Source organism: Microbulbifer salipaludis (genome assembly GCF_017303155.1).
In the GTDB taxonomy this organism is placed as follows: Bacteria; Pseudomonadota; Gammaproteobacteria; order Pseudomonadales; family Cellvibrionaceae; genus Microbulbifer; species Microbulbifer salipaludis.
Window position 1 is genome coordinate 921,700 of record NZ_JAEKJR010000001.1, and the last position, 14,486, is coordinate 936,185.

13 protein-coding genes are annotated in these 14,486 nt (G+C 60.3%); 4 read left to right on the plus strand and 9 right to left on the minus strand.

Annotated elements, in window-relative coordinates:
* Positions 1-56: 56 nt before the first annotated feature.
* The 6 genes from JF535_RS03825 to JF535_RS03850 form a co-directional block, all read right to left on the minus strand.
* Positions 57-977, minus strand: a complete 921-nt coding sequence (locus JF535_RS03825) for a hydroxymethylglutaryl-CoA lyase (RefSeq protein ID WP_206999280.1) — start codon at positions 975-977, stop codon at positions 57-59.
* A gap of 4 nt (positions 978-981) precedes the next feature.
* A complete protein-coding gene (locus tag JF535_RS03830) occupies positions 982-2,985 on the minus strand; it encodes an acetyl-CoA carboxylase biotin carboxylase subunit (protein WP_206999283.1) in 2,004 nt (667 codons plus the stop codon).
* A 245-nt stretch (positions 2,986-3,230) separates the two neighbouring features.
* Positions 3,231-4,028, minus strand: coding sequence for an enoyl-CoA hydratase/isomerase family protein (locus tag JF535_RS03835; RefSeq protein ID WP_206999285.1), 798 nt, complete (start codon positions 4,026-4,028; stop codon positions 3,231-3,233).
* A 149-nt stretch (positions 4,029-4,177) separates the two neighbouring features.
* Complete coding sequence (locus tag JF535_RS03840; RefSeq protein WP_206999287.1) at positions 4,178-5,785, minus strand: carboxyl transferase domain-containing protein; 1,608 nt, start codon at positions 5,783-5,785, stop codon at positions 4,178-4,180.
* 198 nt (positions 5,786-5,983) lie between these two features.
* Positions 5,984-7,153, minus strand: coding sequence for an isovaleryl-CoA dehydrogenase (locus JF535_RS03845; RefSeq protein ID WP_066960794.1), 1,170 nt, complete (start codon positions 7,151-7,153; stop codon positions 5,984-5,986).
* A gap of 50 nt (positions 7,154-7,203) precedes the next feature.
* On the minus strand, positions 7,204-7,596 hold the full coding sequence (locus JF535_RS03850) for a MerR family transcriptional regulator (RefSeq protein WP_066960796.1): 393 nt from the start codon (positions 7,594-7,596) through the stop codon (positions 7,204-7,206).
* Positions 7,597-7,816: 220 nt separating this feature from the next.
* Between JF535_RS03850 and JF535_RS03855 the strand changes: the two genes are divergently transcribed.
* The 4 genes from JF535_RS03855 (at position 7,817) to JF535_RS03870 (ending at position 9,798) form a co-directional block, all read left to right on the plus strand.
* Complete coding sequence (locus JF535_RS03855; RefSeq protein WP_206999289.1) at positions 7,817-8,314, plus strand: RNA polymerase sigma factor; 498 nt, start codon at positions 7,817-7,819, stop codon at positions 8,312-8,314.
* An 8-nt stretch (positions 8,315-8,322) separates the two neighbouring features.
* The gene (locus tag JF535_RS03860; RefSeq protein ID WP_206999291.1) at positions 8,323-8,955 is read left to right on the plus strand and encodes an MFS transporter; all 633 of its coding nucleotides are present in this window, start codon (positions 8,323-8,325) and stop codon (positions 8,953-8,955) included.
* A gap of 88 nt (positions 8,956-9,043) precedes the next feature.
* On the plus strand, positions 9,044-9,352 hold the full coding sequence (locus tag JF535_RS03865; protein WP_206999293.1) for a superinfection immunity protein: 309 nt from the start codon (positions 9,044-9,046) through the stop codon (positions 9,350-9,352).
* Between the two features lie 104 nt (positions 9,353-9,456).
* A complete protein-coding gene (locus JF535_RS03870; protein ID WP_207000271.1) occupies positions 9,457-9,798 on the plus strand; it encodes a hypothetical protein in 342 nt (113 codons plus the stop codon).
* A gap of 70 nt (positions 9,799-9,868) precedes the next feature.
* Here the strand turns inward: JF535_RS03870 and hutH are convergent, their stop codons facing one another.
* The 3 genes from hutH to hutC form a co-directional block, all read right to left on the minus strand.
* The gene (hutH, locus tag JF535_RS03875; protein ID WP_206999296.1) at positions 9,869-11,419 is read right to left on the minus strand and encodes a histidine ammonia-lyase; all 1,551 of its coding nucleotides are present in this window, start codon (positions 11,417-11,419) and stop codon (positions 9,869-9,871) included.
* Between the two features lie 183 nt (positions 11,420-11,602).
* Entirely contained in the window at positions 11,603-13,276 is a 1,674-nt protein-coding gene (gene hutU, locus JF535_RS03880; RefSeq protein ID WP_206999298.1) for a urocanate hydratase, read from the minus strand.
* Between the two features lie 233 nt (positions 13,277-13,509).
* The gene (gene hutC, locus JF535_RS03885; protein ID WP_206999300.1) at positions 13,510-14,247 is read right to left on the minus strand and encodes a histidine utilization repressor; all 738 of its coding nucleotides are present in this window, start codon (positions 14,245-14,247) and stop codon (positions 13,510-13,512) included.
* Positions 14,248-14,486 lie beyond the last annotated feature (239 nt).

Here is a 14,486-nt window from a genome sequence, read left to right on the forward strand (position 1 = left end):
GCGCCCGATGGTAGCAGATCGCGATGCAGACTGTGACCGCTATTCCCTCAATCTCCTCAATCCCCATCGACCAGGCCGCATTCACCGGCAATGGCGCGGGCGACCTTGGAGCCGCTTTCGCGGTTCAGGGCGTTGGAAATAAAGTTGCCGGCCTTGGCCAGACGGCCCAGATCGATACCGGTGTGGATGCCGAGGCCGTCGAGCATGTACAGCACATCCTCGCTGGCCACATTGCCCGAAGCGCCGCGGGCATAGGGGCAGCCGCCCAGCCCGGCAACCGCGGAATCCACCACGGTCACCCCCGCCTGCAGTGCCGCATAGATATTGGCGAGTGCCTGGCCGTAGGTATCGTGGAAGTGCACCGCCAGCTTTTCGAGGGGTACCTGCTGGGCCACGGTTTCAATCATGAACCGCGCCTTTTCCGGGGTGCCGACACCTATGGTGTCGCCGAGGCTGATTTCATAGCAGCCCATGTCCAGCAGCGCGCGACTGACCTCGGCCACTTTTTGCGGCTTGATGTCGCCCTCGTAGGGGCAGCCCAGCACGCAGGAGACATAACCGCGCACGGGAATGCCATCTGCGCGAGCCTGCTCCGCCAGCGGGCGGAAGCGTTCCAGGCTCTCTTCGATGGTGCAGTTGATGTTCTTGCGGGTGAAGCTTTCCGACGCTGCACCAAACACCGCCACCTCATCCGCCTGCGCATCCCGTGCCCGCTCGTAGCCCACCATGTTGGGGGTGAGGGCGCTGTAGGTGACACCGGGAACCCGCTGGATACCGGTAAGAACCTCCTCGCTGGCGGCCATCTGCGGCACCCATTTGGGGCTGACAAAGCTACCGGCTTCGATAACCCGCAGACCGCTTTCGCTCAACAGGTTGATCAGTGCCACCCGTGTTTCCACGGAGATCGGCTGCTTTTCATTCTGCAGGCCATCCCGTGGGCCCACCTCGACTATTTTTACCCGGCTGGGAAGTGTCATCGCCTCAGGCCTCCGCAGTTTCCACAGTGAAGTCGACCAGCAGGCTGCCGCCATCGACCAGTTCACCCGGAGCGCAGAAGAACTGGTTCACGGTGCCGTCTGCCGGCGCGCGCAGGGTGTGCTCCATCTTCATGGCTTCCATCACCAGCAGCGGTTGATCCTTGCTGACCTTTGCTCCCGCCTCTGCCAGCAGGGCGACAATGGTGCCGTTCATGGGGGCTTCCAGGCCGTGCGCTACATCGCTGGCCTCGCCAATATCCGGCGGCAGGATTTTGAAATCCACCTGCTCGCCACTGACAAACACCGTGCCCTCGCTGTCCTGGGCAACGCTGGAAAAGTTCACCCGGCGTCCATCCAGCACCGCCACGTTCTGGCCGTGCAGTGACGAGATGGTGCCTTGCTGGGCATCGACGGCGGCGTCACAGCGCCACTGCAGATTTTCTTCGCTGCCGGAAAAATGGATTTCGATTTCGCGCCCGTGCACTTCGACTTTCTGGCGGCGCCATACCGTCAGTCCGTTGCGCCAGTTATTGCCGGCGTGCCAGGGGGAAAAGGCATCGGCTCGGGGTGCACTGCGATGTTGTGCGCGGGTTTCGCTGTGTTGCAGGAAGGCGGCAATGGCTGCGCACTGCTGCGCGCGCAGCTGCTGTTCCTGCTGCAGAATTTCCTGTTCGTGATCTTCGATAAAGTGGGTGGTGACACGGCCATTCACAAATGCGGTGTGATTGATCACCCGGCGCAGAAATTCAATGTTGTGGCGCAGCCCGGCGATCTGGTAGTGCTGCAGAGCGCGGTCCAGTTTGGCCAGCGCCTCCCGGCGATTGCGCCCGTGCACGATCAGCTTGGAGATCATCGGGTCGTAGTGCACGCTGATTTCATCGCCGGTCTGTACCCCGGTGTCCACGCGCACGGCGCTGTCCTGCTGGGGCGGCTGGTGGCGGAGCAGTTTGCCGGTCGCGGGCAGGAAGTCGTTGTCCGGGTCTTCCGCATAGATACGCACTTCAAACGCGTGGCCCACGATGTGCAGGTCTTCCTGCGCCAGTGGCAGAGGGTCGCCGGCGCCCACCGCCAGCTGCCAGGCCACCAGGTCCTGGCCGGTAATCATTTCGGTTACCGGGTGTTCCACCTGCAGGCGGGTGTTCATTTCCATAAAGTAGAAGGCACCGCTGGCGTCGAGCAGGAATTCCACGGTGCCGGCTCCCACGTAGCCAATGGCGTGGGCGGCGCGCAGGGCGGCCTCGCCCATTTTCTTGCGGGTTTCTTCCGGCAACCCTGGGGCTGGTGCTTCTTCCACGACTTTCTGGTGGCGACGCTGTACGGAGCAGTCGCGCTCGAACAGGTACACGCCGTTGCCCTGCTTGTCGCAAAACACCTGAATCTCGACATGACGCGGGTTGACCACGTAGCGCTCGATCAGCATGACGTCGTCGCTGAATGCGTTTTGTGCTTCCCGTTTGGCGGCGTCCAGCGCTGCGTGGAAGTCGTCGGCCTTGTCGACCCGGCGCATGCCTTTACCGCCACCGCCGGCGGCGGCCTTAAGCAGTACCGGGTAGCCGATGCGGTTGGCGTGGCCTTCGAGAATACCTGGGTCCTGATTGGTGCCGTGGTAGCCGGGCACCAGTGGCACCTTGGCTTCTTCCATGATCCGTTTGGCGGCGGATTTGGAGCCCATGGCTTCGATGGCGGCGGCGGGTGGGCCGACAAAGATGATGCCGGCTTCTTCGCAGGCGCGACAGAAGTGGGCATTCTCGGAGAGGAATCCGTAGCCGGGGTGTATGGCGTCGGCGCCGGTGCGCTTGGCGGCCGCGAGGACTTTGTTGATATCCAGGTAGGATTCTTTGGCCGGTGCGGGGCCGAGGTGCACGGCTTCGTCGGCCTGCTGGACATGCAGGGCATTGGCATCTGCGTCGGAATACACCGCAACGGTGGCAACGCCGAGACGGCGCGCGGTGCGGATAATACGGCAGGCGATTTCGCCACGGTTGGCGATCAGCAGTTTGCGAATCATAGCTGGCTCTGTTGTCTTTCCCAGGTTCTTGGGTGCTCTGTTCTTGTAACGTAGCGGCCGGTCATCGGGGGCAGGTTTTCAGGACCGCTGTGAACCCATCCCTGGGCGCTTCGGCGCAAACATCCTGTTTGCGACGATCCTGAAAACCTGCCCCCGACGCCCGCCCTTCGATTTGAATTTCTTTACTTCGTAAGCGGTGGATGTGAATACCTCCGTTAGATGGCAACGGGTGCTCATCTCAGAAACTATTCGTCCCCGCTGTTCATCCAACTGGGCGCACGCTTCTCCAGAAACGCACTCAACCCTTCCTGTCCTTCAGGAGACACGCGCACGGCGGCGATCAGTGCACTGGTCTGTCCCTGCAGCTCGTCATTAACAACCCGGTTGGACATGGACATGGCCAGTTGCTTGGCCATGGTGACGGCATTGGGGCCGTTGTCGGTGATGTTGTTCACCAGTTGCTGCACGGTTAAATCCAGCTCGCCCTCGGGGACGACTTCCGACACCAGGCCGATTTCCTTGGCGCGTTCGGCGGAGAAGCGTTCGGCGGTAACGAAATAGCGCCGCGCCTGGCGGGTACCGATGGCGTTGATGACATACGGGCTGATGGTTGCTGGCAGCAGGCCGATTTTGACTTCGCTCAGGCAGAAGCTGGCGCGCTCGGCGGCGATGGCGATGTCGCAGCAGCTGACGAGACCGACGGCACCGCCAAACGCAGCGCCCTGTACACGGGCGATGGTGGGTGCCGGGAACTGGTCGAGTTTGTGCAGCATGGCAGCGAGGGCGGCGGCGTCCTGGCGGTTCTGGTCCTCACTGTATTCGGCCATGCGCTTCATCCAGTTGAGGTCGGCACCGGCGGAAAAGCTTTTGCCGTTGGACGCGAGCACCAGTGCGCGAATACCGCCACTGCGCGCGAGGTTGTCGAAGGTTTCGCCGAGCTGGCGAATCAGGTCGTCATCGAAGGCGTTGTGGATTTCAGGACGGTTGAGGGTAACCGTGGCAACGCCTTCGTTGTCGATGTCGCACAGCATTTTTTCGGTCATGGTGATTCCTATGTGTTGGGTAAGCTAGGCGCTCACCCTACCTGATCATTTAACTGAGTGCTGGGGGGTGGTGGATGCGCTGCGCTTATCCACCCTACGGGTGCTCCGCCGTTGGCGTGTAGGGTGGATAAGCGCAGCGCATCCACCAATTACATCCGGAAAACCCCGAACTTCGTTTCCTCCGGCTCCTTGTGCGTAGTCGCCGCCAGGCACAAGCCAAGTACAGTACGCGTATCTTTCGGGTCGATTACACCGTCGTCCCACAAGCGCGCGGAGGCGTAGTAGGGGTGACCCTGGTGTTCGTAGTCGTCGATGATCGGCTGTTTGAATTTGGCGATGTCGTCCTCGCTCCACTCTTCACCGCGCGCCGCCATCTGGTCTTTCTTCACCTGCGCCAGCACGCCCGCCGCCTGCTCGCCCCCCATCACCGAGATGCGTGCATTCGGCCACATAAACAGGAAGTTGGGATCGTAGGCGCGTCCGCACATACCGTAGTTGCCGGCACCGAAAGAACCGCCGATCAGGATCGTGATCTTCGGCACCTTCGCCGTGGCCACCGCGGTCACCATCTTGGCACCGTGCTTGGCAATGCCACCGGCTTCGTACTGCTTGCCCACCATAAAGCCGGTGATGTTCTGCAGGAATACCAGCGGAATATTGCGCTGCGCGCACAGTTCAATAAAGTGCGCGCCCTTTTGTGCACTCTCGGCAAACAGAATGCCATTGTTGGCCACAATGCCCACCGGATAACCGTGAATGCGCGCAAACCCGGTGACCAGTGTGGTGCCGTACAGCGCCTTGAATTCGTCAAACTCGGAACCGTCTACCACACGCGCAATAATCTCGCGCACATCAAACGGCTGGCGGGAATCCTTCGGCACAATGCCGTAGATCTCTTCCGGCGGATAAATCGGCTCCACCGGTTTCTGGATATCCAACCCGGGATTCTTCACCCGGTTCAGGCGCGCCACGGAATTGCGCGCAATCTGCAGTGCGTGGGTATCGTTATTGGCAAAGTGGTCGGAAACCCCGGAAGTCTTACAGTGCACCTCGGCCCCGCCCAGTTCCTCGGCAGACACCTCCTCACCGGTCGCCGCCTTCACCAGCGGCGGACCCGCCAGGAAAATCGTCGCCTGCTCCTTCACCATGATGGACTCGTCCGCCATCGCCGGCACATACGCACCCCCGGCAGTACAGCTACCCATCACCACCGCGATCTGCGGAATGTTCTTCGCCGACAAATTCGCCTGGTTAAAGAAAATCCGCCCGAAATGTTCGCGGTCCGGAAAGACATCGTCCTGACGGGGCAGGTTGGCACCGCCGGAATCCACCAGATAGATACACGGCAGATTGTTCTGCTCGGCAATCGCCTGCGCACGCAGGTGCTTTTTCACCGTCAGCGGATAATAGGTCCCGCCTTTCACCGTCGCATCGTTGGCAACGATCACGCAGGGCTGGCCGGCCACGGTACCGATGCCAGTCAGGATGCCCGCCGCCGGCACGTCTTCACCGTACACATCAAATGCGGCCAGTTGTGAAAACTCCAGGAACGGACTGCCCGGATCGAGCAGGGTGTCGATACGCTCACGGGGTAGCAGCTTGCCGCGAGAAACGTGTTTCTCCCGCGCGCGCTCGCTGCCGCCCTTGGCGATGGTTTCCAGTTTTTCCCGCAGGTCGTCCACGATCTTCTGCATCTGTTCGCGGTTTTCCGCAAACGCTGGATCTCGGGAATTTATTTTGCTCTGAATCTGATTCATAAAGTCTTACGAAGTTGATTCGTGCTCAGCGCCAAAAGCGAAGGCGCTGATGCCGGTATTGGTTTGTAGGACCTTCTGCGACAGGGATGTCGCGGAAGAGCCCCCATGGATGGGTTCACGGCGTGTCCTGCAAACCAATACCGGCAGCAGGGCCGCCTCGGAGCTTGCAACGAAGCTCACGCGGACCCCATTTAGAACTTAGCGAGTCTCGTTAAACAGCTCGCGACCAATCAACATGCGACGGATCTCGGAAGTGCCCGCGCCGATCTCATACAGCTTGGCATCGCGCAACAGGCGGCCGGTGGCGTACTCATTGATGTAGCCGTTGCCGCCCAGGGTCTGAATGGCTTGCAGTGCCATCTGCGTCGCACGTTCCGCAGTAAACAGGATCACCGCCGCAGAATCCTTGCGCGAATCCTCACCGCGGTCACAGGCCTTCGCCACCGCATACAGATAAGCGCGGCTCGCGTTCAGGTCCGTATACATGTCCGCAATTTTGCCCTGCATCAGCTGGAACTCACCAATTGCCTTGCCAAACTGCTTACGGTCGTGAATGTACGGCACCACAATATCCATGCACGCCTGCATGATACCCACCGGGCCACCGGACAGAATCGTGCGCTCGTAATCCAGGCCGCTCATCAGCACGCGCACACCGCCATTCAGCTGGCCCAGAATATTCTCCTCCGGCACCTCACAGTCCTCGAACACCAGCTCACAGGTGTTGGAACCGCGCATACCCAGCTTGTCCAGCTTCTGCGCCTGGGTGAAACCCTTGAAGCCACGCTCCACAATAAACGCCGTAATGCCACCGGAGCTGATACCCGGCTCGGTGCGCGCATAGATCACATAAGTGTGCGCATCCGGCCCGTTGGTGATCCACATCTTGTTGCCGTTCAGGATAAAACGGTCGCCCTTCTTCTCCGCCTTCAGCTGCAGGCTTACCACATCGGAACCGGAGTTGGGCTCACTCATCGCCAGCGCGCCAATGTGCTCACCGGAACACAGCTTCGGCAGATACTTCGCCTTCTGTTCCGGGGTGCCGTTCTTGCGGATCTGGTTGACACACAGATTGGAGTGGGCACCGTAGGACAGGCCGACGGACGCAGATGCGCGGGAGATCTCCTCCATCGCCACCGCGTGTGCCAGGTAGCCCATATTGGAGCCGCCGTATTCCTCCTCCACAGTCATCCCCAGCAGACCCAGCTCGCCGAACTTCTTCCACATATCAGCGGGGAACAGATTGTCCTCGTCGATCTGCGCCGCGCGCGGCGCCAGCTCTGCCTGGCAGAACTTGTAGACCATGTCCCGCAGCATGTCGATTTCTTCGCCGAGGTCGAAGTTGAGGGTTGGATAAGGAGTATTCATCGCGTGCTCCGCTTTGGATCCGTCAGAGGTTTTTATTCAGTAATCGGTATTCAGGTCGTCTGTTCTTTCAGCGCCGCCTCGGTACGGGCGGTCGCATCGTCCAGCTGGGCCAACACCTTCTCGATGTCGCGCTGCTGCTGCCGCAGCTGCTGGCGTTTGGCGTCAATTCGCTCGAGCAGGCGGTTGAGCTGTTCCACATTGCCGTGGGCCGGGTCATACATATCGATGATTTCCCGGCTCTCGTCGAGCGAGAAACCAAGCCGCTTGCCGCGCAGGATCAGTTTCAGGCGCACCCGGTCTTCGGGGCTGTACACCCGCGTCTGCCCGCGCCGCTGGGGGGTCAGAAGCCCCTTGTCTTCATAGAAGCGGATGGTGCGGGTGGTAATCCCGAATTCCTGGGCCAGCTCGGAAATGCTGTAGCTGCCGGCAGTGGTATTGCTCATGTGCCATTCCTCAGATCAGCCTGAAGTCTAGTTGACGTTTACGTTAACGTAAACTTCAATCCGGGCTAAATTGTGACTGGGTTGACCATTTTGGTTTCGGCATCGCTGGCCGCAGGCCTCAAACCAGGGGGCAAAATTTATGTAAGGTTTTGGCGCCGCTGGGTACAGTAAGTGGCATTACCCGCAATAGAGCGGCCTCACCAGATGGAAGAAGCACAACTTGGACGCGCGCGAACAACTATTTCAACAGCTGATCGAGGACTGTGGCAGCGGTATCGCCCGCCTGGCAGGCAGCTATGTCCGTAACCGGGCAGAGCGCGAGGACCTGGTGCAGGAGATCTGGCTTGCCATCTGGCGGGCGCTGCCCGGGTTCCGTGGGGATGCCAGCCCGCGGACCTTCGCCTACCGCATCGCCCACAACCGCAGTGTTACCCAGCTGGCCCGCCGTCGCGACAGCGAGGATGGCGAGGTGTTGGAGACGGTCGCCGACGAGCGTCCGGGGCCCGAGACGCAGTTGTTGCAGCGCCGTGACGCCGAGCGGCTGATGCGCGCGGTGTCGCAACTGCCCCTGGGTATGCGTCAGGTATTGACCCTGCGCTTCGAAGGCCTGAGCTACAGCGAAATTTCCGAAGTGCTGGGTATCAGCGAGTCCAACGTGGCGGTACGCCTTAACCGAGCGCGCGAACGCTTGAACAGTAAATTGAGTGAAACGGTGTGAATCCGCACATGAATAATAGAGAACACAGCCAGTCCGGCGCTGATCAAAATGCAGATGACGGGCTGCAGGAATTGGCAAGTCTCTGGCAGCAAGCACCAGTCGAAGTGCCGGTACCCACAGCCATTCGCGCGCAGGTAGTCCGGCAGGAGCGTCGTATGCGCTGGTATGCGTGGTTTGAATGGATCGCGTCGCTGGTGGTCGGTGTTGGTGGTGTCTACCTGATGCTTGATAGTGGGGCAGCCGACGCCCCCTGGCGTGCGTTGCTGGTGGTCGTGCTCTTGGCCTGGGCCATGGCCTTTTCCGTTTCAAACCGTCGAGGTGTGTGGGAGCCGCTGGAGGAATCCGTGCACGGTTATCTCGATCTGGCGCGACAGCGACTGGTGCGCAAGCGCCGCATGTTGCGCTTTACCTGGCTGTTTTTTATTGCGGAGCTGGGTATTTTTGCCGTGTGGCAGTGGCTGTCGGGCTATGGCTGGCTGGAGCCGATTTTCGCTGGTGACGGTCGCTTTGCCATGACCTGGATCAGCGTGTTTGCACTGGCGATGGGCTTCTGGAGCGCCTGGTACTGGCATCGGATAAAAAGTAGCGAGCGGCAGATTGCAAAATGGCAGCGGGAAAATATCGAAGCGATGGGCAAATAAATTGTAAGAAAACGGATGGCGCGGGTACTACACAAGGTGTCGATCGATCAGTCAATAATTCACACTAATCATGAAAGAGATATTCACCATGTTGTCGAACCTTGAACAAAAACTTTCCGGTTTCCTCGATCTGTTTGCACAAATGGACCTGTTGCAAACGGTGGGCTTCGTTATCTTCTTTTTTGCGATCTGGTTTTTGCCAAGCTTGCTGGCAATCTTCTTTAATCGCAATCACCTGGGGAAAATTTTCCTCGCCAATGTGCCTGCAGGGCTATCGTGGATCGCCTGGGTGGCACTGCTAGTATGGGCGGCTACTGGCAAGATGAGCGGCAAGCTGACGGCCAAGTATGGAAGCAACGATTCCAGGGCAAACTTAAACGCCGAAGGGAAAGCTTGAGGAACCCCGCGCCGGAAATGGCGTGGAAGTGGCACACCTCACCCACGTGTGCCATATACCTTGGTTGGCACATCTTCAGGAATCGACAATAAGGGAGTCTTAAAATGGGCAAATCAACCAACCAATCTCACCAGCATCACGCCAACTGCGGACACACCGCCATTAAGCATGGCGATCATGTTGACTATCTGCAGGATGGACACCTGCACCACCCCAATGGGGGCAGCAATAGCGAGCATGTACTGGACGTGAGTGCCACCAACCCGAGCGAATGCAAGCCAATGAACCCCGCCTGCGACCCCGATCACAACCACGGCCCTGACTGCGGGCATGAAATGGTGCCCCACGGGGATCATTTTGACTATCTGGTAGACGGCCGTTTGCACCACGTGCACGGGGAGCATTGCGACGACCACGGGCCAGTGGAAGTCGTGAAAGGTCATTGATGGGATGTGGGCAGCACTGAATTCCGGCGGAGGGCTTTCCGCCGGAATTGCAGCTTAGTAGGAAAGCTGATTAACGGTTACTGGGTAGCATTTCAGTGGCGAGGTACTCCCGGTAGTACGCGCTCGCCAACAATTGTTTGGCTTCCTCAATATCCGGTGCAAAGTAGCGGTCCTTATCGTAGAAGGGTACGCGCTCACGCAGGGCGGCCTTGGCGTTTTCCAATTTGTCGGTGGTCTTCAGTGGGGCGCGGAAGTCCAGGCCCTGGCAGGCGGCCAGCAGCTCTACCGCGAGGATGCCGCAGGTATTGTCGGCCATGTCGCGCAGGCGGCGGCCGGCAAAGGTAGCCATGGACACGTGGTCTTCCTGGTTGGCAGACGTGGGCAGTGAGTCGACGCTCGCCGGGTGCGCAAAGGTCTTGTTCTCGCTGGCCAGTGCTGCGGAGGTAACCTGCGCGATCATAAAGCCGGAGTTCACGCCGCCGTTGTCCACCAGGAACGGCGGCAGGCCGGACAGGTTGGAGTCGATCAGCAGCGCCATGCGGCGCTCGGACAGGGAGCCGATTTCCGCGATGGCCAGGGCCAGGTTGTCGGCGACCATGGCCACCGGTTCCGCGTGGAAGTTGCCACCGGAAATAATGTCGGAGTTTTCCGGATTGTCCACATCGGTAAATACCAGCGGGTTGTCGGAAACGCCATTGGCTTCCGCCAGCAGGATTTCGGCGGCGAAGCGAATCTGCTGCAGGCAGGCGCCCATCACCTGGGGCTGGCAGCGGAGGCTGTAGGGGTCCTGCACTTTTTCGCAGTCCTCGTGGGACTCGCCAATTTCACTCTGGTCACCCAGCAGGTCGCGGTAGCACGCGGCTACATCGCGCTGTGCCAGCTGGCCGCGCACCATGTGGATGCGGTCATCGAACGGGCGGCGCGAGCCCTTGGCCGCTTCCAGGGTCAGCGCGCCGGTAACCACGGCGCCGGCGAACAGGTCCTCGGCGGAAAACAGTCCCTGCAGCGCGAACGCGGTGGAAGCCTGGGTGCCGTTGAGCAGTGCCAAACCTTCCTTCGGTGCCAGTACCACCGGACGCATTTCCGCAAAGCGCAGGCCTTCGGACGCGGGTTTGCGTTCGCCGTTGATAAAGCATTCCCCTTCTCCCAGAAGTACCACGCTCATGTGCGCCAGCGGTGCCAGGTCGCCGGAGGCACCCACGGAGCCTTTTTCCGGGATGGCCGGGTACACGCCGGCGTTGACCAGCTTGATCAGCGCTTCAATGACTTCCAGGCGGATGCCGGAGAAACCGCGCGCGAGGGAGTTGATCTTCAGCACCATGAGCAGGCGCACGGTGTCTTCGCTCATGAAGTTGCCGGTGCCGGCGGCGTGGGACAGGACGATGGCACGCTGCAGGGTTTCCAGGTCTTCCTGCTTGATGCTGGTGTTTGCCAGCAGGCCAAAACCGGTGTTGATGCCGTACACGGTACGGCCCTGTTCCAGCACATCGGCCACGGTTTTTGCGGACGCATTGATGGCGGCGTGGGCGCCTTTGTTCAGGGTCAATTTTACCGGCTCGCGGGCCACACGACGCAATTGCTCCAGGCTCAGTTGGCCGGGGGTGATTTCCAGTTGGTACATAAATTTTTACCGAAAATGAGATCTTGCCTGTAGGAGCCTGCTTGCAGGCGAATATTCGCAAGCAAGCTCCTACAGGGTGGATATATTCAACTATTCGTAGGGCGGATAAGCGAAAGCGCATCCGCCGGTTCCGATTGGTGGATGCGCTGGCGCTTATCCACCCTGCGGGTCACTCGCTGTGAATTAACTCTTGAGCATCGGCAGGTCGAGGCCCTGCTCCTTCGCACAATTCTTGGCGATGTCGTAGCCCGCATCCGCGTGGCGCATCACGCCGGTGGCCGGGTCGTTCCACAGTACGCGTTCGATGCGTTTTTTCGCCGCCTCGGTGCCGTCACACACGATCACCACACCGGAATGCTGGGAGAAGCCCATGCCCACCCCGCCGCCGTGGTGCAGGGAAACCCAGGTGGCGCCGGAGGCGGTATTCAGCAGGGCGTTCAGCAGCGGCCAGTCGGAAACCGCATCGCTGCCGTCCAGCATGGATTCGGTTTCGCGGTTGGGGCTGGCGACGGAGCCGGAGTCGAGGTGGTCGCGGCCGATGACCACCGGCGCTTCCAGTTCGCCGTTGGCAACCATTTCGTTGAACGCCAGCGCCAGGCGCGCGCGGTCTTTCAGGCCGACCCAGCAGATGCGCGCGGGCAGGCCCTGGAACTGGATGCGCTCGCGGGCCATGTCCAGCCAGTTGTGCAACTGGGGATTGTCCGGGATCAGTTCCTTGACCTTGGCGTCGGTCTTGTAGATGTCTTCCGGGTTGCCGGAAAGCGCCGCCCAGCGGAAGGGACCGATGCCCTCGCAGAACAGCGGGCGGATGTACGCGGGCACGAAGCCGGGGAAGTCGAACGCGTTTTCCACACCCACTTCAAACGCCATCTGGCGAATGTTGTTGCCGTAGTCGAGGGTGGCGGCACCGCGCTCCTGCAGGGTGAGCATGGCCTGCACCTGCACACCCATGGATTTCTTCGCCTCTTTGACTACCAGCGCTTCGTCGCGCTTTCTCATTTCGGCGGCTTGGTCCATGGTCCAACCTTGCGGCAGGTAGCCATTCAGCGGATCGTGGGCGGAGGTCTGGTCGGTGACGCAGTCCGGCAGAATATTGCGTTCGACAATCTCCGGGAAGACGTCGGCGGCGTTGCCGAGCAGGCCAACGGAGATGGCCTCTCCCTTTTCCATGGCGTCGTTGATCATTGCCAGGGCGTCGTCGAGGCTGGTGGCTTTCTTGTCGACGTAGCCGGTGCGCAGGCGGAAGTCGATGCGGGTCTCATCGCACTCGACGGCGATCATGCAGAAGCCGGCCATGGTGGCGGCCAGTGGCTGGGCGCCGCCCATGCCGCCGAGGCCGCCGGTGAGTACCCATTTGCCTTTGGCTTCACCGTCGAAGTGTTTACGTGCAACTGCGGCAAAGGTTTCGTAGGTGCCCTGGACGATTCCCTGGGAGCCGATATAGATCCAGGAGCCGGCGGTCATCTGGCCATACATGGCGAGGCCTTTTTTATCCAGCTCGTTGAAGTGCTCCCAGTTGGCCCAGTGGGGGACGAGGTTGGAGTTGGCGATGAGTACGCGGGGGGCGTCGGCGTGGGTTTTGAAAACGCCGACGGGTTTGCCGGACTGGACCAATAACGTTTCGTCGTCTTCCAGGCGCTGCAGTACTTCAACGATTTTGTCGTAGCACTCCCAGTCGCGCGCGGCGCGGCCGATGCCGCCGTACACGACGAGGTCTTCCGGGCGTTCGGCGACGTCGGGGTGCAGGTTGTTCATCAGCATGCGCAGGGGGGCTTCGGTGAGCCAGCTTTTGGCATTCAGCTTGGTGCCGGTGGGGGCGGCAATTTTACGGCTGGGGTCGTGGCGTTTATCGGTCATGGTTGCCTCGTCTGTTTCCAAATTCTTGGTTTGAAATTGAAATCTGTGGGCTTTTGGCCCGGAGTTTTAAATTTGTTGTTGTGGCCGCGCAGTGCCGGGTGGAGGTTTTCAGGACCGCTGCGAGTACATCCATGTACGCTTCGGCGCAAACATCCTGTTTGCGACGATCCTGAAAACCTCCACCCGGCACTCCGCCTTCAATTCAAGTTTCTTTACTTCGTCGTGCTTCTTTTTCAAAAACGCAGTTGTGCGCCCAGTCGATACCGGTTGCCCGGATGCACCAGTCGCGCAAAGCTCACGGTACCGGCACTACTTTTGGTACGCCGCCAGATCTGCAGGCAGGCGGTGCCCGATTTAATTTCCAGCGCTTCGCCAACGGTGTCATCCGCACCAATCGCCTCTACCGTGGTGTCCGCTTCCGTCAGCGGCGCCACGCGAGTCAGGTATTCATTGGGCGTGGCTGCGGTGAAGTCCTGTTGCAGGTATTCCGGCACCAGGGTGGGGTTGGTATAGCGTTCTTCGAACTGGATCGGCAGGTCGTTATCCAGGTGCACGATGACCGAGTGGTAGACAGCGCTGCCTTCGGCGAGGCCGAGGGCCACGGAGACTTCCGTGCTGGCGGTGGTTTGTTCGAGTTTGAGAATGCGGTTGGCGTAGCTGTGACCGCGCGCGGCAATTTCGTCGGCTATGTTGCGTACTTCCAGCAGCGAGCCCGCCGGTACCGGTTCGGCGACGAAGGTGCCGAGGCCCTGGGAGCGGATGAGTACGCCTTCGTCGGTGAGCTCGGACAGGGCGCGGCGGGCGGTCATGCGGCTGACGCTGAAGTCGTGGGCGAGCTGGTTTTCCGAGGGCACGCGAAAGTGGGCGGCCCACTCGCCGGATTCGATCTGGGCGCGGATGTGCGCCTTGATCGCGGCGTAGCGGGGCTGGCTGCCGGGCTCTGTGGTGCCTGTGGGAATCTGACTGCTCATACTTGTGTGGCCTTTGCCTGCTCGGGTAGAGTGTCCACCTGGTTGTACATTCTTGTATATACAAGTGTGCTGTTGAGGCAACTATGGATTTGATTGTGGTTGCTGTCAATAAGTGGGGCGGCTGTTTGCCTGCTGGCGGGCTCCCACGCGGACCCCGGACCGATTTTAGGGAGCTGGCGTTTGAAGTGCAGAACTACGAATGGAAGGTTGAGTGCCGGGTATGGCTTTTTGAAAGCGTC